This is a genomic window from Kribbella albertanoniae (assembly GCF_004348455.1).
Classification (GTDB): domain Bacteria; phylum Actinomycetota; class Actinomycetes; order Propionibacteriales; family Kribbellaceae; genus Kribbella; species Kribbella albertanoniae.
On sequence record NZ_SMKA01000067.1, the window covers coordinates 1 to 17650 of the forward strand.

General features: G+C 67.9%; 24 protein-coding genes and 1 riboswitch. Of the genes, 17 read left to right on the plus strand and 7 right to left on the minus strand.

Translation table 11 applies throughout. The features are described 5' to 3' along the window. Positions 1-139 precede the first annotated feature (139 nt). The 3 genes from E1261_RS16835 to E1261_RS16845 are packed head-to-tail and all read right to left on the minus strand — an operon-like array spanning position 140 to position 2503. The gene (locus E1261_RS16835) at positions 140-883 is read right to left on the minus strand and encodes an amino acid ABC transporter ATP-binding protein (protein ID WP_132407714.1); all 744 of its coding nucleotides are present in this window, start codon (positions 881-883) and stop codon (positions 140-142) included. Then, positions 867-1619: an amino acid ABC transporter permease gene (locus E1261_RS16840; protein WP_132407716.1), complete on the minus strand. Its 753-nt coding sequence runs from the start codon at positions 1617-1619 to the stop codon at positions 867-869. The genes E1261_RS16835 and E1261_RS16840 overlap by 17 nt, the downstream gene beginning before the upstream one ends. A gap of 29 nt (positions 1620-1648) precedes the next feature. Continuing rightward, positions 1649-2503, minus strand: a complete 855-nt coding sequence (locus E1261_RS16845) for an ABC transporter substrate-binding protein (protein ID WP_202874766.1) — start codon at positions 2501-2503, stop codon at positions 1649-1651. Positions 2504-2706: 203 nt separating this feature from the next. Here E1261_RS16845 and E1261_RS16850 point away from each other — a divergent pair, with 203 nt between their 5' ends. From E1261_RS16850 to ribH, 7 genes are all read left to right on the plus strand, one after another. Continuing rightward, positions 2707-3012, plus strand: coding sequence for a hypothetical protein (locus E1261_RS16850; protein WP_132407720.1), 306 nt, complete (start codon positions 2707-2709; stop codon positions 3010-3012). An 11-nt stretch (positions 3013-3023) separates the two neighbouring features. Further along, complete coding sequence (locus E1261_RS16855; protein WP_202874769.1) at positions 3024-3332, plus strand: type II toxin-antitoxin system PemK/MazF family toxin; 309 nt, start codon at positions 3024-3026, stop codon at positions 3330-3332. Between the two features lie 85 nt (positions 3333-3417). Further along, a riboswitch (FMN riboswitch) is annotated at positions 3418-3552 on the plus strand. A gap of 201 nt (positions 3553-3753) precedes the next feature. Beyond that, positions 3754-4749, plus strand: a complete 996-nt coding sequence (gene ribD / locus E1261_RS16860; RefSeq protein ID WP_132407789.1) for a bifunctional diaminohydroxyphosphoribosylaminopyrimidine deaminase/5-amino-6-(5-phosphoribosylamino)uracil reductase RibD — start codon at positions 3754-3756, stop codon at positions 4747-4749. Next, entirely contained in the window at positions 4750-5358 is a 609-nt protein-coding gene (locus E1261_RS16865) for a riboflavin synthase (RefSeq protein ID WP_132407724.1), read from the plus strand. Further along, positions 5355-6029, plus strand: a complete 675-nt coding sequence (pnuC, locus tag E1261_RS16870) for a nicotinamide riboside transporter PnuC (RefSeq protein ID WP_132407726.1) — start codon at positions 5355-5357, stop codon at positions 6027-6029. The genes E1261_RS16865 and pnuC overlap by 4 nt, the downstream gene beginning before the upstream one ends. Beyond that, positions 6030-7268, plus strand: coding sequence for a bifunctional 3,4-dihydroxy-2-butanone-4-phosphate synthase/GTP cyclohydrolase II (locus E1261_RS16875; protein ID WP_132407728.1), 1239 nt, complete (start codon positions 6030-6032; stop codon positions 7266-7268). It begins immediately after the preceding gene. Then, positions 7268-7738, plus strand: a complete 471-nt coding sequence (gene ribH, locus E1261_RS16880) for a 6,7-dimethyl-8-ribityllumazine synthase (RefSeq protein WP_132407730.1) — start codon at positions 7268-7270, stop codon at positions 7736-7738. Before E1261_RS16875 ends, ribH begins: the two co-directional genes overlap by 1 nt. 87 nt (positions 7739-7825) lie before the next feature. Here ribH and E1261_RS16885 read toward each other — a convergent pair whose 3' ends face one another. Beyond that, entirely contained in the window at positions 7826-8362 is a 537-nt protein-coding gene (locus E1261_RS16885; protein WP_132407732.1) for a MarR family winged helix-turn-helix transcriptional regulator, read from the minus strand. A 55-nt stretch (positions 8363-8417) separates the two neighbouring features. Between E1261_RS16885 and E1261_RS16890 the strand changes: the two genes are divergently transcribed. After that, positions 8418-9125 carry an SDR family NAD(P)-dependent oxidoreductase gene (locus E1261_RS16890; RefSeq protein WP_132407734.1) on the plus strand — a complete coding sequence of 236 codons (708 nt, stop codon included), beginning with the start codon at positions 8418-8420 and terminating at the stop codon, positions 9123-9125. On the opposite strand, the gene E1261_RS45980 is transcribed toward E1261_RS16890, so the two are convergent. Beyond that, entirely contained in the window at positions 9115-10065 is a 951-nt protein-coding gene (locus E1261_RS45980; RefSeq protein ID WP_202874772.1) for a hypothetical protein, read from the minus strand. The genes E1261_RS16890 and E1261_RS45980 overlap by 11 nt on opposite strands. A 62-nt stretch (positions 10066-10127) precedes the next feature. Between E1261_RS45980 and E1261_RS16900 the strand changes: the two genes are divergently transcribed. Further along, positions 10128-11096 (plus strand): helix-turn-helix transcriptional regulator, encoded by a 969-nt coding sequence (locus E1261_RS16900; protein WP_132407736.1) that lies wholly within the window; start codon positions 10128-10130, stop codon positions 11094-11096. Here E1261_RS16900 and E1261_RS16905 read toward each other — a convergent pair. Beyond that, on the minus strand, positions 11084-11572 hold the full coding sequence (locus E1261_RS16905; RefSeq protein WP_132407738.1) for a MarR family transcriptional regulator: 489 nt from the start codon (positions 11570-11572) through the stop codon (positions 11084-11086). The genes E1261_RS16900 and E1261_RS16905 overlap by 13 nt on opposite strands. Positions 11573-11639: 67 nt before the next feature. Between E1261_RS16905 and E1261_RS16910 the strand changes: the two genes are divergently transcribed. From E1261_RS16910 to E1261_RS16930, 5 genes are read left to right on the plus strand one after another with little or no spacing between them, the layout of a single operon-like run. Then, positions 11640-12272 (plus strand): NAD(P)-dependent oxidoreductase, encoded by a 633-nt coding sequence (locus tag E1261_RS16910; protein WP_132407740.1) that lies wholly within the window; start codon positions 11640-11642, stop codon positions 12270-12272. Next, positions 12272-12727: an anthrone oxygenase family protein gene (locus E1261_RS16915; protein WP_132407742.1), complete on the plus strand. Its 456-nt coding sequence runs from the start codon at positions 12272-12274 to the stop codon at positions 12725-12727. Before E1261_RS16910 ends, E1261_RS16915 begins: the two co-directional genes overlap by 1 nt. A gap of 40 nt (positions 12728-12767) precedes the next feature. After that, a complete protein-coding gene (locus E1261_RS16920; RefSeq protein ID WP_132407744.1) occupies positions 12768-13031 on the plus strand; it encodes a phosphoribosyl-ATP diphosphatase in 264 nt (87 codons plus the stop codon). Positions 13032-13083: 52 nt separating this feature from the next. Next, entirely contained in the window at positions 13084-13932 is an 849-nt protein-coding gene (hisG, locus tag E1261_RS16925; protein WP_132407746.1) for an ATP phosphoribosyltransferase, read from the plus strand. Between the two features lies 1 nt (position 13933). Further along, positions 13934-14398 carry a PH domain-containing protein gene (locus E1261_RS16930; RefSeq protein ID WP_132407747.1) on the plus strand — a complete coding sequence of 155 codons (465 nt, stop codon included), beginning with the start codon at positions 13934-13936 and terminating at the stop codon, positions 14396-14398. On the opposite strand, the gene E1261_RS16935 is transcribed toward E1261_RS16930, so the two are convergent. Continuing rightward, positions 14376-15260 carry an aldose 1-epimerase family protein gene (locus tag E1261_RS16935; protein WP_132407749.1) on the minus strand — a complete coding sequence of 295 codons (885 nt, stop codon included), beginning with the start codon at positions 15258-15260 and terminating at the stop codon, positions 14376-14378. The two genes, E1261_RS16930 and E1261_RS16935, sit on opposite strands and share 23 nt — an antisense overlap. Positions 15261-15437: 177 nt before the next feature. On the opposite strand from E1261_RS16935, the gene E1261_RS16940 reads away from it, so the two are divergent. The 3 genes from E1261_RS16940 to E1261_RS16950 are packed head-to-tail and all read left to right on the plus strand — an operon-like array spanning position 15438 to position 17607. Then, positions 15438-15791, plus strand: a complete 354-nt coding sequence (locus E1261_RS16940; RefSeq protein WP_132407751.1) for a YciI family protein — start codon at positions 15438-15440, stop codon at positions 15789-15791. Continuing rightward, the gene (locus E1261_RS16945; RefSeq protein ID WP_132407753.1) at positions 15788-17017 is read left to right on the plus strand and encodes an RNA polymerase sigma factor; all 1230 of its coding nucleotides are present in this window, start codon (positions 15788-15790) and stop codon (positions 17015-17017) included. Before E1261_RS16940 ends, E1261_RS16945 begins: the two co-directional genes overlap by 4 nt. Then, positions 17017-17607: a maleylpyruvate isomerase family mycothiol-dependent enzyme gene (locus E1261_RS16950; protein ID WP_132407755.1), complete on the plus strand. Its 591-nt coding sequence runs from the start codon at positions 17017-17019 to the stop codon at positions 17605-17607. The genes E1261_RS16945 and E1261_RS16950 overlap by 1 nt, the downstream gene beginning before the upstream one ends. The last annotated feature ends 43 nt before the right edge of the window (positions 17608-17650 follow it).

Genomic DNA, 17650 nt, shown 5'->3' on the forward strand with positions numbered 1-17650 from the left:
GTCAATAAACCCCGCATAGCGGACACCCGTCACCCCGGACCGCCCCCACTGACCAACCTGCCCCAGGCACCCCTCGAGCACCGCTGCCGTGCGTGAAGCACCCGAGTCGCGAAAAGTTGATCAGTGTTGGCGGTCCGCCTCAGAGCACCTGCGAGAGGAACTGCTGGAGGCGGGGGGACTTGGCGGCGGTGAAGATTTGGTCGGGGGCGCCGGATTCGACGACGATGCCGTGGTCCATGAAGGCGACCTGGTCGGCGACTTCGCGGGCGAAGCCCATTTCGTGGGTGACTACGACCATTGTCATGCCGGACTGGGCGAGGTCGGCCATCAGGCTGAGGACGCCCTTGACGAGCTCGGGGTCGAGGGCCGAGGTGGCCTCGTCGAAGAGCATGACCTCGGGCTTCATTGCGAGTGCTCGGGCGATCGCGACCCGTTGCTGCTGACCGCCGGAGAGGTTGCCCGGCCGGGCGTCGGCCTTCTCCGACAGGCCTACGAGCTCCAGTTGCTCGAGGGCCGCGGATCGTGCTTGCGCGGTGTCGAGCTTCTTCAGCTTGCGGAGCGGGAGGGTGATGTTCTCGACGACGGTCTTGTGCGGGAACAGGTTGAAGTGCTGGAAGACCATGCCGATCCGGCGTCGCAGCACATCAGGGTTCCCGCTCAGGACCGATGTTCCGCCGAGCAGCACGTCGCCGGCCTCCGGCTCGATCAGGCGGTTGATCGTCCGCAGCAGGGTCGATTTCCCCGAGCCGGACGGCCCGATCACGCACGCCGTACGGCCAGCCGGTACGGCGAGGTCGACGCCGCGCAGGACCTTGTTCGTACCGAAGGCGAGCTCGACGCCGCGAACTTCGAGGCTCGCGGCGAGCTCAACGGTGGTCGGCATACGCGGGCTCCTCCAGTACGGCGGTGTCGGTGGGCCGGCCCTCGCGCAGCCGCTTGTCGATGTAGTTCACGAGGTGCGTGAGCGGGATCGTGATCACCAGGTAGAAGATGCCGGCCAGCAGCAGCGGCGACAGGTTGCCGTCCGTCGCGGCGGAGTCCTGCCCGATCCGGAACAGCTCACGCTGACTCGCGAGCAGGCCCAGGAAGTAGACCAGGCTCGACTCCTTCACCAGCGCGATGAACTGGTTCACCAATGCGGGCAGCACCCGGCGGATACCTTGCGGGATCACGACCAGCCGCATGCCGTTGGTGTAGCTGAAGCCGAGTGCCCGCGCGGCCTCCAGCTGCCCCTTCTCGACGCTCTGGATCCCGGAGCGGAAGATCTCCCCGATGTACGCCGACGCGATCAGCGACAGCGCCAGAATCCCCAATGGATAAGGGTTCGGGCCCCACCAGTGCCGGGTGATCGGGGACAGGCCCTGCCCGATCAGCAGGATGGTCAGGATCGCCGGCAGTCCGCGGAAGATGTCGGTGTAGATCTTGGCTGGCCACCGCAACCAGCGCTTCTTCGACAGGGCGAAGACCGCCACGATCATGCCGAGCACAGTGCCCAGCACGACCGAGGCGGCCGCCAGGATCAGCGTGTTGACCAGTCCCACCTTGAGCATCTCGGGCAGGACTGCCTTCATCGACTCCCAGTCGAGGAAGGTGTCGTTCAGCGTGGACCAGACGTCCATACCTGTTCCCCTCGGCCCGCCTCGTCCTATCAGGCTTTGGGCGCCGTGAACTTAACAGTGCCACTACCCGGCTTGAACGACTCCGGTACGGCGCGGCCCGGGTAGTACTGCTCGACCAGCTTCGTCCAGGTGCCGTCGGCGATGACCTCGTCGAGTGCCTTGTTCACGGCCTCGCGCAGCTTGTCGTTGCTCTTGGCCACCGCGTACGCCGTCGGTGCGGAGCTCAGCTCCTTGGCCGCCAGGATGACCACGCCGCCGCCCTGCTCCTTGGCCATCTTCTCGCCGATCTCGGCCGGCGAGATCCACGCATCCGCCGTACCGGCCTTGAGCTGGCCGACGGCGGCGTTGTAGTTCGGCACGCGAACCGGGTCGAGGTTCTTACTTGTCGCGTAGTCGTCCTGGACGGTGCCCTGGACCACCACCACGCGCTTGCCGCCGAGCTGGTCGAACTTCGTGATGCCCGAGGTCTTGGTGGTGTTCAGACCGAGGTAGCCGAAGTCGTAGCCATTGCTGAAGGCAACCGTCTTCTTGCGGGCCTCGGTGATGGTGATCGACGAGCTGCCGAGGTCGAACTGGCCGCCGTTCACCTGGGACAGCAGCGCGGAGAAGTCGGTCCCGACGAACTCGGGCTTCAGGTTCAGCTTGGCCGCGACCGCGGTGATCAGGTCGTTGTCGAACCCGGTGAACTTGCCGTCCTTGACGTACACGTTCGGCGGCGCGTCGGTGAGCGTGCCGATCCGCAGCGTGCCGGCCTTGAGCAGACCGAGGTCCGGCCCGCTCGCGGCCTGGTCGTCACCGCTGCCGCAGGCAACCATCGACAAGGCCAGCGTCAGCACGGCTCCGGCAGCGGTCAGACGACGGAAAGGAGCGCTGAAGGCGCGCACGGGTGTCTCCTTACAACAGTCAAGTGGTACGCAGGGCGAACCACCCCGCCGGTGAGAAGCCAACACCACCTCGGCGGTGGTCATTCCCCTTCGACACCCACTGAGACGGCGCCGCAATGTCCACTGATTCTGTGGTAAATGAAGCGCCCTGAGGCATCTACTGCAACTTGAAATGCAGCAAGGCGTGATGCATGATGTGAGGCATGGAAACTGTCGACCGATCCCCGGCGACGCGAAAGTCGCTGCCATTGTCCGAGCGCGACCTGCGCGATCTCGCCGTGCTGCGCGGCTCCGAGGCTCACCGAGCTGCATTGGCCGAGTTGACGCACGTGCACATCAGCGAGACGACCAGTGAGGCGGTCCTGTTGCAAACTGTTCTGGAGGCCGGCCTGAAGGCCGTCGCGGATCTGGTGGAGGCAGACGGGTATGCACGGATCGCCCACGAGGTCGTCCATGAGGACCGGCAGGCGGTGGCTCGGCGTCGCCGCCCCTCCTGGGCCGACGAGTGAGCTGGCCCTTGGTGCGGGGGCAGGTGGTCCGGGCCGATCTGGGTCTCGATGAGCCGAAGTTGTTCGTCGTCGTGTCGAACAACCGCCGCAATCAGCATCTCCAGCAGGTCCTGGCAGCACGTCTGACGACGACCGCCAAACCGCTGATCCCCAGCATCGTCGAGTTGGTTCACCCGGAGGCGTTCGTCGGACGCGCAGTCTGTGACGACATCGTGGAGCTTTATGCGGACGAGGTCCTCGGTGTTGTCGGCGGGCTGTCGCCGGCCGCGATGCGGGCGATCAATTCCGGCCTGGCCGCGGCGCTGGGGATGTCCGACTGACGGATAGCCGGCATGGATCAGCATGTGACCTAGGTCGTGGCTCAGATTGCTGCGCCGTGCATACTGGAGTCGCGAGTGAACCCACTCGCGTGCTCCGGGGTCGGTGAAATTCCGAGCCGGCGGTGATAGTCCGCGACCCGGCTGCTGCAGTTCGGCGGCCGGTTGACCTGGTGGAATTCCGGGACCGACGGTGAAAGTCCGGATGGGAGGCAGCACGCGATCGGCGGGAGAGCTCCGACGTTCGCGGATGTCGTGCCCAGGCCAAGGCCTGCGCACAGCTGAGCGGTCGCCCGGAGAGCTGCGTCGGTCGCAGGTGTTTGTTTCTTCGGCCCCGGTGTGCGTCCGTGACGACGAGGGACCGTAAGTGACGAACGCAGGGCCTCACGCAGCGCCGAATTCAGGGCCGATCGACGTCGCCTGGATGCGGCGCGCGATCGAGCTGGCCGCCCGCGGCATCGGCAGCACCCACCCGAACCCGGTGGTCGGCTGCGTGATCACGGCCGCCGACGGCAATCCGGCCGGCGAGGGTTTCCACGCCGTTGCCGGTGGCCCGCATGCCGAGGTCGAGGCGCTGCGGATGGCGGGACCACGAGCACGCGGCGGTACGGCGTACGTGACGCTCGAGCCGTGTAATCACACCGGCCGGACCGGACCGTGTGCCGATGCGTTGATCGAGGCCGGTGTGGCCCGCGTGGTGTACGCCGTCCCGGATCCGAACCGGCAGGCGTCCGGCGGTGGTGACAAGCTGCGCAGCAAGAACATCCAGGTCGAGCAGGGCCTCCTGCAAGCCGAGGCTGAGGCCGGCAATCACATCTGGCTGCACAGCGTACGGACCGGTCGCCCCTTCGTGACCTGGAAGTTCGCGACCACGCTGGACGGTCGCTCGGCTGCTCCGGATCGCACCAGCAAGTGGATCACCGGGCCGGCCGCGCGGGCCGACGTACACCGTCATCGGGCCGAGTGCGACGCGATCGCGGTCGGGACGCAGACCGTGCTCTCCGACGATCCTGAACTCACAGTTCGCGACTCCGACGACGTACCGGCGCCGCGGCAGCCGCTGCGTGTGGTGGTCGGCGATCGGGAGATCCCGGCGACGGCGAAGGTCCGCAACGACCGGGCAGAGACGCTGCTGCTGCCCACCCACGACCCTGCCGAGGTGCTGCGGCAGCTGGACGATCGCCAGATCCGGCACCTCTGGCTCGAAGGCGGCCCGACGCTGGCCGCCGCATTCCTGCGCGCCGGTCTGGTCGATCAGATCGTCGCGTACGTCGCTCCGGCCGTCCTCGGCTCCGGGTTCGCCGCGATCGGTGACCTCGGCGCGGAATCGATCGACCACCTGCGGCGCTTCAACCTCTTGGACGTCACCCGCCTCGGCGACGACGTCCGGCTGACCCTGTCTCCCCTGGGAGGGAAGTAGATGTTCACCGGAATCATCGAGGAACTCGGCACCGTCGAGGCGCTCGACCTGCTCGACGGCGACGCGGCCCGGCTCACCATCCGTGGGCCCAAGGTGACCGAGGACGCCGGCCACGGCGACTCGATCGCGGTCAACGGCTGCTGCCTGACAGTCGTCGAGTATGGCGACGGCCTGTTCACCGCCGACGTGATGCGCGAGACATTGCGCCGTACCAGCCTGGGTGGGATCGAGAAGGGCTCGAAGGTCAACCTGGAGCGCGCGGTCACCGCACACGCCAGGCTCGGCGGTCATATCGTGCAGGGCCACGTGGACGGCGTCGGCACGATCGCGAGCCGGACCCCGTCCGAGCACTGGGAGGACGTCCGGATCGCGGCCGGTCCGGAGATCCTCAAGTACATCGCGGAGAAAGGCTCGATCGCTGTCGACGGGGTCTCGCTGACCGTCACCGATGTCGACGACGAGACCGGCACTTTCGGGATCAGCCTGATCCCGACCACGCTCGAGCTGACCGTGCTCGGCGGCAACAAGGTCGGCGACACGGTCAACCTCGAGGTCGACGTCATCGCCAAGTACGTCGAGCGCCTACTGGTTGCCGGCGGCACCAAGTGAACGCGATTGAGTGGTTGCTGCACGCGCATGTGACGATCGGCGGCTCGGAGTTGCGGGTGCGCGAGATCGTCGGCAACGTCTTCGGTCTGGCGAGTGCCCTGCTCGGGATGCGCCGGCTGGTCTCGGCCTGGCCGGTGGGCATCATCGGTAACGTGCTGCTGTTCACCGTGTTCGTCGGCGGCATCTTCGGTACGCCGGAGGACAAGGACCTGTGGGGCCAGGCCGGACGGCAGGTGTTCTTCTTCGTCCTGAGCGTCTACGGGTGGTACCAGTGGTACCAGACCCGCCACCACGGTGCGGCCGTTGCAGTGCGACCGCGCTGGGCGACCGGGCGGGAGCGGCTCGAGCTGCTCGGGATCGGCGTGGCGCTCTACGCGATCGGCTTCTTCGTACTGCGGGCACTGGGTTCCTGGGGTCCGCAGTGGGATGCGTGGATCCTCACCGGCTCGATCCTGGCGACGTACGGGATGGCGCGTGGGTACGTCGAGTTCTGGCTGATCTGGATCGCGGTCGACCTGGTCGGCGTACCGCTGCTGATCCAGGCGGAGTTCTATCCGTCGGCCGCGATGTACGTGATCTACGGACTGTTCTGCGTCGTGGGCTTCGCGTCGTGGTGGAAGATTCAGAATCGTGAGCGGGTCACTCCGCCGGAAGCTGTGGTGGTGGGTTAAATGGGCGACGTGCTGAAGCTCGACACGATCGAGCATGCGATCGACGAGATCCGGGCCGGGCGGCCGGTCGTCGTGGTCGACGACGAGGACCGGGAGAACGAGGGCGACCTGATCTTCGCCGCCTCCAAGGCGACCCCGGAGCTGCTGGCGTTCCTGATCCGGTACAGCTCGGGTGTCGTCTGCGTGCCGATGGAAGGTGCGGAGCTGGACCGGCTCGGCATCCCTTTGATGACCCCGCACAACCGTGAGCGGATGCGGACGGCGTACACGATCTCGGTCGATGCGCGGGACGGCATCACGACCGGGATCTCGGCGGCGGACCGGGCGCGGACGATTCGGGTGCTGTCCGATTCGGCCTCTGAGTCCTACGACTTGGTGCAGCCCGGGCACATTTTCCCGCTGCGAGCGCGGGAGGGCGGCGTACTGGCTCGTCCTGGTCACACCGAGGCTTCCGTCGATCTGGCCCGTCTTGCCGGGCTGAACACGACGGCGGTGATCTCCGAGCTGGTGAACGACGACGGCACCATGAAGCGCGGTCAGGATCTGCGGACGTTCGCCGACGAGCACGGGCTGGTGCTGGTGTCGATCGAGGACCTGATCCAGTACCGGCGTCGTACCGAGGTCCAGGTCGAGCGGGTCGCGACCACGACCCTCCCCACCCGGTACGGCGATTTTGTTGCCCACGGCTACCGAAACACGGTGGACGGTTCGGAGCAGCTGGCGCTGGTTCGGGGCGATCTGAAGGACGGGCCGGTGCTGGCTCGGTTGCACTCGGAGTGCTTGACCGGGGACGTCTTCGGGTCGCTGCGGTGTGACTGTGGTCCGCAGCTCGACGAAGCGATGCGGCAGGTCGCGGCCGAAGGTGGTGTGGTGGTCTACCTCCGCGGTCACGAGGGCCGGGGGATCGGACTGCTGCACAAGCTGCAGGCCTACGAACTGCAGGACGCAGGTCGGGACACGGTCGAGGCGAACCTCGACCTCGGACTGCCTGCCGACGCTCGCGATTACGCCGCCGGCGCGCAGATCCTGGCGGACCTGGGCGTGAGCGAGGTGCGGCTGCTGACGAACAACCCGGACAAGGTGTCGGGCGTCCAGGGGTACGGGATCGACGTGGTCGAGCGGCGCAGCATCTCCATCGACCCGACCGAACACAACCTGCGCTACCTGCGCACCAAACGCGACCGCATGGGCCACCACCTACCTGGTAGTCCTTCTACTGATGAACAAGGAGCCGGCTGATGTCGGGTAGTGGAGCACCAACGATCGAGGTACCCCGCGCCGAAGGAGCCCGCGTCGCCATCGTCGCCGCCCAGTGGCACCCGAAGGTCACCGACGCCCTGGTCGCCGGCGCTGAACGAGCCCTGGCCGATTCCGGCGTTACGAACTACACGGTGATCAGGGTTCCGGGCTCCTTTGAGCTCCCGGTTGCGTCCCTGCACGCATCCAAGGCCGGCTACTCCGCAGTGATCGCGCTGGGCGTGGTCATCCGCGGTGACACGCCGCACTTCGAATACGTCTGCCAGGCGACCACCGACGGTCTGATGCAGGTCGCTGTCACCACCGGTACACCGATCGGCTTCGGTGTCCTCACTTGCGACAACGATCCCCAGGCCCTGGACCGCGCAGGCCTGCCGGACAGCCGGGAGGACAAGGGTTACGAAGCGACCCAGGCTGCGTTGTCGACTCTGATGGCCGTGCGAGGGCTGTGACCTGTACAGAAGGACTGTTACTAGGGCCGGTCGCCGCGCACTTGCACGCCTGACAACCGGCTGCTGGTTCGCGTGGCAGGTGACGTACTAACAGTCCTTCTGTACGCCGCGGGTGACGTTGTCCAGGAGTTGCTGGAGGGCGGTTGCCAGCTCGGCGCGGCTGGAGGGGGTTAGGGAGGCGACCAGTTCGGCTTCGCGGGTGAGTACCTGGTCGACGCTGCGTTCGATGAGGGCGTGGCCGGCTGGGGTGAGGGTGACGACGACGGCGCGGGTGCCGTCGGGGTCCGGGTGGCGGGTGACCAGGCCGGTGTCTTCGGCTCGGGAGACGCGCTGGGAGATGGCACCGGCGGTGACGAGGGTACGGCGGGCCAGTTCGCGGGTGGTGAGCTGGTACGGCGCACCGGCCCGGCGGAGGACGCTGAGCAGGTCGAGGGTGGCCGGATCGATGCCGAGGTCGGCGAGGACGCGGCGGCGGTCGTCGGCGAAGAGCTTGGCCAGGCGCCAGAGCGGTGTGACGATCTCGATCGAGTCGGTGGGGGTGCCGGGCCGCTCGCGTTCCCAGGCGCGGGCGATCTCCGCGGCGGGGTAGGCGCTGGGGGCGTCGAGCGGGTAGTTGTCGGTCACCCGGCCATGCTACGTTTAGATCTAAACATTTAGGTCTAAACGTGAGGATGACGTGATGCGGACGATCGTGGTGACCGGGGGAGCGACCGGAATCGGCCGGGCGACGGCAGAGCTGTTCCGGGCGGACGGCGACGACGTGGTGATCACCGGTCGCCGGGCCGAGACGCTGGCCAAGGCAGCTGCGGAGATCGGTGCCCGGCCGGTGGTGTGCGACGCGACCGACCCGGAACAGGTCGAGCAGTTGCTGGCCGCGTTGCCCGGGCAGGTCGACGTACTGGTCAACAATGCCGGTGGGAACACTGACTTCGGTCGGTCGGGCGACAGCCTCCAGCAGCTGAAGGAGAACTGGCTGGCCAACCTCGAGGCCAACCTGATCAGCGCCGTACTGACGACGGCAGCACTCGCGCCGCGGCTCACGACCGCCGTCGTACACCTGGGGTCGATCGCCGGTGCGCGCGGTTCCGGATCGTACGGCGCTTCCAAGGCGGCGCTCGCGATGTGGAACGCCGATGTCGCGGCCGAGCTCGGCCCGCGCGGCATCACCTCGAACGTGGTTGCGCCGGGGTTCACCGCAGAGACCGAGTTCTTCCAGGGCAGGCTGACCGCCGAGCGACGGCAGACGTTGCTAGAGGCAACGTTCACCAAGCGCGAAGGAGAGGTCGGCGACATCGCGGCCACCATCCACTTCCTCGCGTCGCCCGCCGCTCGGCACCTCACCGGCCAGGTCCTGCACGTGAACGGCGGCGCCCTGATTACTCGCTGATCCTGGTGTGCTCCATGAACCAGTTGGTGACCCACGTCGTACCGCCGTCTTCGGAGAAGTCCTGCTGCCAGGCAGACTTGTCGGTACCGGGCGTCCAGGTGAAGCGGATGTCGATCGGCCGGCCCTCCCAGACATCGGGGCCCTCGAAGATGCCGAGGCCGTCGTCGCCGAAGGACCCGATCACCGGGGTCTCCAACTGGCCGCGGAGGCTGTTGATCCAGTGGATCGACCAGGTCTTCGCGACCGGGTTGAACAACCGCAGCGTCGCCCCGCGGAAGCCCTCGGTCGGGAACCAGCCCTCGTCGAAGCTGATCGCCCCGTCGAAGTACGTCGTCACCTGCATCTCCGACTCGATCTCGTACCACTCGTGCGGCTCGCCGAGCGCAGGCCGCCGACGGCGGTTGGCCATGTGCCAGCGCCCGACCAGGAAGTCGAAGTCACAGGTCACTTTGGGTACGTCGAGCGGCGGGGCCGGCGTGGTCCGGCGGGTGAAGTCCATCGTCCAGTTGACCTCCCAGGTCTCGCCACCGTCTTCGGAGAAGGCCTGCTCCCAGTGGGCGGTCTGGACGGTGATGCCGGACCATTCGTAGCTGCAGAGCACCGTGCGGCCGTCGACGATCTCTTCGCCGACCATGCGGCAGCTGGAGCCGTCGGGGGACCAGCGGCCGCGGACCGGCGGGCCGAGCTCCATCGTCGAGCTGCTCACCCACCAGATCGACCACTCCGAGGTCGTGGGGTCGAAGAGGCGGACGGAGAGCCCGTAGATGCCTTTGGTCGGGAAGCGCATCTCGTCGAGGCTGATCGCGCCGTCGAAGTAGGTCTTCGCGGTGGTGGTGCCGTCGTACTCGATCCATTCACCGGCCACCAGTTGCCGGTGCCGGACATCGAAGTCGCCGTTCAGGAAGTCGAAGTCGCCGGTCGCCTTGGTCCATGTCGTCATGAGGATCAGCCTGGCCGCAAAACCTGCCAAGGTGTGGCAGTCTTTCCAGCTACTCTCGATTCATGCGTTCGAGCCGGCTGTTGTCGATCCTGCTGCTCCTGCAGACCCGCAGGCAGCTGACCGCGCGCGAGCTGGCCGACGAGCTGGAAGTGTCGCTGCGGACCATCTACCGCGACGTGGAGGCGCTCGCAGCGGCTGGAGTTCCCGTGTACGCCGACCAGGGCCGGGCCGGCGGTTATCGCCTGGTCGAGGGCTACCGCACCCGGCTGACCGGTCTGACCGAGCAGGAGGCCGCTGCGCTCTTCCTGGTCGGTATGCCGGGTCCGGCTGCCGCACTGGGGCTGACTGCCCAGACGAACGCGGCCGAGCTGAAGCTGCTCGCCGCACTGGCACCGGACCAGCGCGACCGGGCCGGGCGGCTCAAGAACCGCTTCCACCTCGACATGCCCGCCTGGTACGCCGACGCCGAGAGCTCACCACACCTGTCCGCCGTGGCCGACGCCGTACTGCACGACCGCCGGATCAAGGTCCGCTACCGCCGCTGGTCCGCGCCCCGCGAGGTCGACCGCGTGCTGGAACCGCATGGGTTGGTCCTGAAGAGCGGCAGCTGGTACGTCGTCGCTGCCACCGAGACCGGGATGCGGACGTACCGCGTCTCCAACATCCTCGAACTCACCCCGACCGACGAGCAGTTCACCCGGACCGGTGGCTTCGACCTCCCGCAGTTCTGGCAGGACCACCTGCAGTACTTCGACCAGTCCCGGTTCACCGGACAGGCCGTCGTACGGGTCTCTGCCAGTCTGGCCGCCCGCATGTACGACGTCTCGTTCCCGCAGCTGGTCACCGCAGTCGCGCAGACCACTCCGGAGCCGGACGGGAGTGTGATCGCAACCCTGCCGATCGAGTCCATCGGCAATGCCGCCGCCTCGCTCGCGCGCTTCGGCAACTCGCTCGAGGTGCTCGAACCCCCAGAGCTCCGCACCGAACTAGCAGCCCTCGGCAGGACCCTGCTCGACCTCTACGACTCCTGATCGAAGGAGCTGACGGCGGTCCGCCCCGCCTCGACGGTCCGCTGGACGAACCCGGCGATCAGCTCGAGCTCCTCCTCGGTGTAGTCGGCCAGCACCTCGTCCATCGCGCCGAGCATCGGCTGGTACAGCCGGAAGACCTCCACCCCACGATCGGGGAGCAGCCGGATCGTGACGCTGCGCCGGTCGGTCGCGGCGCGGTCCCGGACGATCCACCCGGCCCGCTCGAGCCGATCCAGAATCCCGGTCAGCGTGGCCGGGTGCAGACCCGCTCGCCGGGCCAGGGCGCTGGGGGTGAGTGGGCCACTGCTGCGCGTCAGCACATCCAGGCAGTCGAGGTCGACGTCCTTGAGTGCCAGCCGGCTGCCGACCTGGTGGTTGAGCAGGGCGAGCTGGATCCGCAGGTCGCGTATCCCGGCCTTGATGTCGTTGCCGGTCCGCCGGCGGTGACGCGCATCACCCGGTTGTGTCTGTTCCATAAATTATGAGTCCCGTACTATATGAGTTACAGATGACCTGGAAACCATAACCCCAGGAGGGGTACGGATGAGGATCACAGTGTTCGGAGCGACCGGCGGGATTGGCGGCCACGTCGTCCAGCAGGCGCTACAGGCGGGGCATGAGGTGACTGCAGTCGTGCGCGCCTCGTCGTCGTACGACGTGAAGGGGGTCGAGGTGGTTCGCGTCCCCGGGCTGACCGAGGCGGAACCGCTGATCGACGCGGTGGACGGCCGGGACGCCGTCATTTCCGGAGTGGGACCGCGCACCGCCAAGTCGGGGCCGGTGGCGTCCGGGAGCACGCGGTCGATCCTGGCCGCGCTGACGAAGACCGGGGTACGCCGATTCGTCGCGGTGAGCGCTGCCCCGATCGGACCGACACCGCCGGACGAGAGCTTCCTGAACCGCCGCCTGCTGCTGCCGATGATCAGGTCGATCGCGGCCGACGTGTACGCCGACCTCCGGCTGATGGAAGCCGACATCACGAGCAGCGACACCGACTGGACGATCGTCCGGCCGCCCAAGCTGACCAACAAGGCTCTCAGCGGCAAGTACCGCACGAGTGTCGGCGGCACCGTGCCTGCCGGCTACACGATCGCCCGGGCCGACGTGGCGCACCTGATGCTCGCGGCGGTCAGTGACCCGAAGATGATCGATCAGGCTGTTGGGGTGGCGTACTGATGGACAAGTTGATTCGTGCAGCCAGCCTGCTGTTCTCCGGCGCGTTCGCCGGCTTCCTGCTTGGCGTCCTGGTGCTGGAGAACTCGCTCCGCGCGTACGGCGCCGACGTCTACACCCAAGTCCGGCATGTCGAGCTGGATGCCCTCGACAAGCTTGCCGTCGCGACCCTGATCCCAGCACTGGTCACAACCGCGATCCTGGTCATCCGAGCCCGTGGCGCACGCCGCCTGCCGCTCGTTGGCTTGGTCCTGTTGCTCGTGGTTCTCGGCACCTCCATCGCGGTCAACCTGCCGATCAACGCCGACCAGGCCGACTGGGTGGTGCAGAACCCGCCCGCGGACTGGGCCGAGATTCGCGACCGCTGGCAGCTGGCTCATCTGGTCCGGACGATCGCCGCACTCTCGGCCCTAGGCGTCCTCGCCGGAGCTGCGGTGAGTCCCGCCAGGCGGACCTGAGCGGCGGGCGCCCAGAGCGAGCATCTAGGCTGGGCGGGCGATGAAGACCTTTGAGGAGCTGTTCGCCGAGCTGGGCGACAAGGCACGCACGCGTCCGGAGGGCTCCGGCACGGTGGCGGAGCTCGATGCCGGCGTGCACACGATCGGCAAGAAGCTGGTCGAGGAGGCCGCCGAATCCTGGATGGCCGCCGAGCACGAGGGCAAGGACCGGGCCGCCGAAGAGCTGTCCCAGCTGCTGTACCACGCGCAGGTCATGATGATCGCGCTCGATCTGAAGCTCGAAGACGTCTACCGACATCTGTAGGAGCAGCACCCGACAGACCCACCGGTTCAGTTTCGACAGATTGGGCAGTGCCATGCTGCGCGTCGCAGTACCGAACAAGGGCTCCTTGAGCGAGTCCGCGATCGAGATCCTCACCGAGGCCGGCTACAAACAGCGCCGGACCACCAAAGACCTCTCCCTGACCGATGTCGCCAACGAGGTCGAGTTCTACTACCTCCGCCCGCGCGACATCGCCGTGTACGTCGGCGAAGGCACCCTGGACGTCGGCATCTCCGGCCGTGACCTGGTGCTCGACTCGCACGCCGACGCCGACGTGATCATGGAGCTCGGCTTCGGCAGCTCCACCTTCCGGTTCGCGGGGCCGCCCGGGGTCGCGACCTCGGTGAAGGACCTGGCCGGCAAGCGGATCGCCACCTCGTACGCCGGAGTCCTGTCCGATCACCTGGCCGAGAACGGGGTCGACGCCTCCGTCGTCCGCCTGGACGGTGCGGTCGAGTCGGCCGTCGCGCTCGGGGTGGCCGATGTGATCGCCGATGTCGTCGAGACCGGTACGACGCTCCGCCAGGCCGGACTGGAGATCTTCGGCGAACCGATCCTGCAGTCCGAGGCGGTCCTGCTGAGGCGGCACGGCGTGGAGACCCCGCCGGTCGGTCTGCAGCAGCTCGTCCGCCGGATCGAAGGCGTCCTGATCGCGCGCAACTACGTGATGATGGACTACGACATCCCGGCCGACCAGATCGACGCGGCGACCGAGGTCGCGGCCGGACTGGAGTCGCCGACGGTCTCGCCGCTGCACCGCGCGGGCTGGGTCGCCGTCCGGGTGATGGTGCAGCGGGCCGAGGCGCAGCGGATCATGGACCAACTGTGGGAGGTGGGAGCCCGTGCCATCCTCACCACAGACATTCACGCGTGCCGCATCTGAGATGACCGCCACCGACCGGTTGCTGACGTTCCATCCGCGAAGCGTCGCGATCATGGCCTCGGTGATGGGGTTCTCGCTGATCGCGCTCTTCGGGGTGATCTGGACCCAGTTCGACCAGGGCACCAGGGACACGTTCAGCTGGTTCCAGCGGTTGACGCTGCTGGCCTTCTTCGGCGCCATCCTGTGGCTCCTCTACCGGATGGCCACGGTCCGGATCACGGCGTACGCGGACCGGCTGCACATCCGCAACGTGTTCAAGACGTACACCCTGCCCTGGTCGGACGTCAGTGCGCTGCGGTTCCGCGCGGGTGACGCCTGGCTGCAGTTGTTCGATGCCGAGGGCAACCGGATTGGCGTACTGGCGATTCAGGCCTCCGAGGGTGGCCGGGCGAGCAAGGCCGCCAAGGAGCTGGCGGCCGTTGCCCGCGCACACGGTGCAGGTCCTAAGCAGACACCCGGAAGCTAGTTTCGTGTGACTGACCGGGCTCCAGGACCACGAGGTCCTGCCCGGTCACGAACGCGTCCGGCGGGCACGTCATCGGTTCGACGGCCAACGCCGTACGGCCGATTGCGCTCCCGGTGTAGAGCTGCATCCACGGTGTGTCCCCGCTGAGGGTCGCCCGCGCACCGGAATCCGGATCCGACAGCGTCACCGACCACGCGCTGCCCAGTCCGGTGAAGGCGTTGTCGATGTCGAGCTCCCCGAGCACGCGGCCCGTGCTGAAATCGAACGGCGACCCGGCCACCGGTGCGAGCCCGATCGGTGACAGCCGGTCCGGCGAAACCTCCAACCACTCCGAGGCGCTGAACTCCAGCACACACTCGTCGATCGGCCGGCCGACACTCAGGTACGGGTGCGCTCCATACCCGTACGGCGCTGCCGTGGCACCGATGTTCGTGGCCGTCGCGGTCACGGTCAGCCCGTCGTCCAGGCGGTACTGCAGCCGGAGGTCGAGCTGATGCGGATATCCAGGCTGCCCGTGCAACCGATGACCGGCCTCCACGTACGCCGGGTCGCTGCCGTCGTCGAGGCGGATCCAGTTCGCCCACCGGGTCAGCCCGTGGATCGCGTTCCGCCGGGCCGGCTCGGTCAGATACAGCTGCCGGTCGACCCCGCCGAACGAATACTTCCCGTCGGTGATCCGGTTCGGCCACGGGAACAGGTGCTGCCCGATCCCCGCATGCGCCGGCTCGTCCTCCGCGAATCCGAGCAGCACCTCACGCCCCTCGAACGTGAGCCCGCGCAGCCCACCACCCACACTCACCACGGTCCCGGCGTACCCGCCGCCGGCAATCGTCCACTGGTCACCCGAAGGCAGCACGCTCATGGCCCCCATCCTCACAAATCCCGTCGGTAACGACACGTAGTGGTCCACGATCCAGGCGGGGCCGCGCCCGCGGCAGACGGATTTCGGCCACCTCTACGTGTTCTTACCGACGGCCTGTCCATCCGGGGCTGACCCGTTCGTAGTGATGCTGTAGACACGCCAACAGGAGGTAAGACCGTGAAGTATTTGCTGCTGATCAACGCCGGCGAGCTCGACCTGACCGGTGGAGCGGTCGGGTGCGAGCCGGAGGACTGGATGCGGTTCGACAAGGAGATCACCGAGGCCGGGGTGGTCGTGGCGTCCGAGTCGCTGGCGGACCTGGTCACCCAGACCCGGGTGCAGGTGGCCAACGACGGTCAGCGGACCGTGACGGACGGTCCGTTCGCCGAGACCCGTGAGGTACTCGGCGGGTTCTACGTGATCGACGTGCCGGACCTGGATGTCGCGCTCGACTGGGCCGCCAAGTGCCCGGGCTCGCGGGCCGGCGGTTCGGTCGTGGTCCGCCCGGTCGCGGAGTTCCCGGGCGCATGACGATGGATCAGGTCGAGGCAGTCTTCCGGGAGGAGCGCGGCCGGTTGCTGGCCGCGCTGGCCCGGCGGTTCGGCGACCTCGATCTGGCCGAGGAGGTCGCGGCCGAGGCGATCGAGACGGCACTGGTCCGCTGGCCGGTCGACGGCGTACCGCCGAACCCGGGCGGCTGGCTGATGACGACAGCCCGGCGCAAGGCGGTCGACCGCCTGCGCCGGGACCAGGTGTACGCCGCGAAACTCGCGATCCTGCAGGTCGACGCGGACCGGGCCGAACCGACCCGGCCCGGCGGCGAGTTCCCGGACGACCGCCTGGAGCTGTTCTTCACCTGCGCGCACCCGGCGCTGGCCCCCGAGGACCGCGGCGCGCTGACACTCCGCTGTCTGGCAGGACTCAGTACGCCGGAAGTCGCGCGAGCGTTCCTCGTTCCGGCCGCGACGATGGCGAAGCGGATCGTCCGGGCCAAGGCGAAGATCCGCGACGCCCGGATCCCGTTCCGAGTCCCTTCGAAAGACGAGCTGCCGGAGCGGCTGCCCGGCGTACTGCAGGTCATCTACTCCGTCTTCACCGAGGGATATGCGGCCAGCTCCGGACCGTACCTGCAGCGCCTCGACCTCGCCGAGGAAGCGATCCGGCTAGCCCGCATCCTGCACGGGCTCCTCCCGGCCGAGCGTGAAGTCGCCGGCTTACTCGCGCTGATGCTGCTCGTACACGCTCGCCGCGACGCCCGGACCGGCCCCGACGGGCAGGTTGTCCTGTTGGAGGACCAGGACCGCAGCCGCTGGGACCACGACCAGATCACCGAAGGCCGCGCGCTGGTCGTCAGCGCGCTCACCGGCGGGCCGGCCGGACCCTACGCCGTACAGGCCGCAATCGCCGCCGTCCACGACGAAGCCCCCACCTTCGCGAGCACCGACTGGCCACAGATCGTGGCCCTGTACGACGTCCTGTCCGCGCTGGACGGCTCCCCGGTGATCGCCCTCAACCGGGCCGCCGCGATCGCCTTCCGCGACGGCCCCGAGGCCGCTCTGACTCTGCTCGATTCCCTGTCCGGGGAGCCTCGGCTGCGCGACTACCACCCATATGCCCTCGCCCGGGCGGACCTCCTGGACCGCCTGGAACGCCGTACCGAAGCCATCGCCGCCTATGAGCAGGCGTTGACGCTCGCCGGTTCCGACCCCGAGCGCGTGCATATCCGCGCTCGCCTGACAGCTCTTAAGGACATCTGATGGACTACTCCCGGATCGAGGCCGAACGCCTCGACCTCGCCGACTTCCTCGACACCCTGACCGACGCCGACTGGCGCGTCACCTCCCTCTGCCCCGCGTGGACCGTCCACGACGTCGTCGCGCACCTCACGCTCTCCACCCGCACCACGCTGTCCGACGTACTGCGCGGAGCGATCCGTGCTCGTGGCAACTGGGAGCGGATGGAGGCCGACGCGGCCGTCGAGCGGGCCGCCCGGTTCACTCCGGCCGAGCTGATCGCACAGTTCCGCGAGACCGCGGCCTCGACCAAGCGCTCACCGGGCTCGAAGCCGATCGACACCCTCACCGACGCGCTCGTCCACGGTCAGGACATCGCCATCCCGCTCGGCCGCGAACGCGAGATGCCCCTCGACCTCGCCCAGGCCGCGCTCGACCACGTCCTGAAGAGCCCGTTCTACGGTGCCCGCAAGCGCTTCCGCGACAGCCGCCTGACCGCAACCGACGCTGACTGGTCGGCCGGCGCAGGCTCCACCGAACTACGCGGCCCAGTGCAGGATCTGCTGCTGGTCGCGACCGGCCGCGAGGCGCGCGCTGGTCAGATCATCAAGTAGGCCCGCCTTGTCAGGCGCCGGGCCGAGTGCCAGCCTGACAACC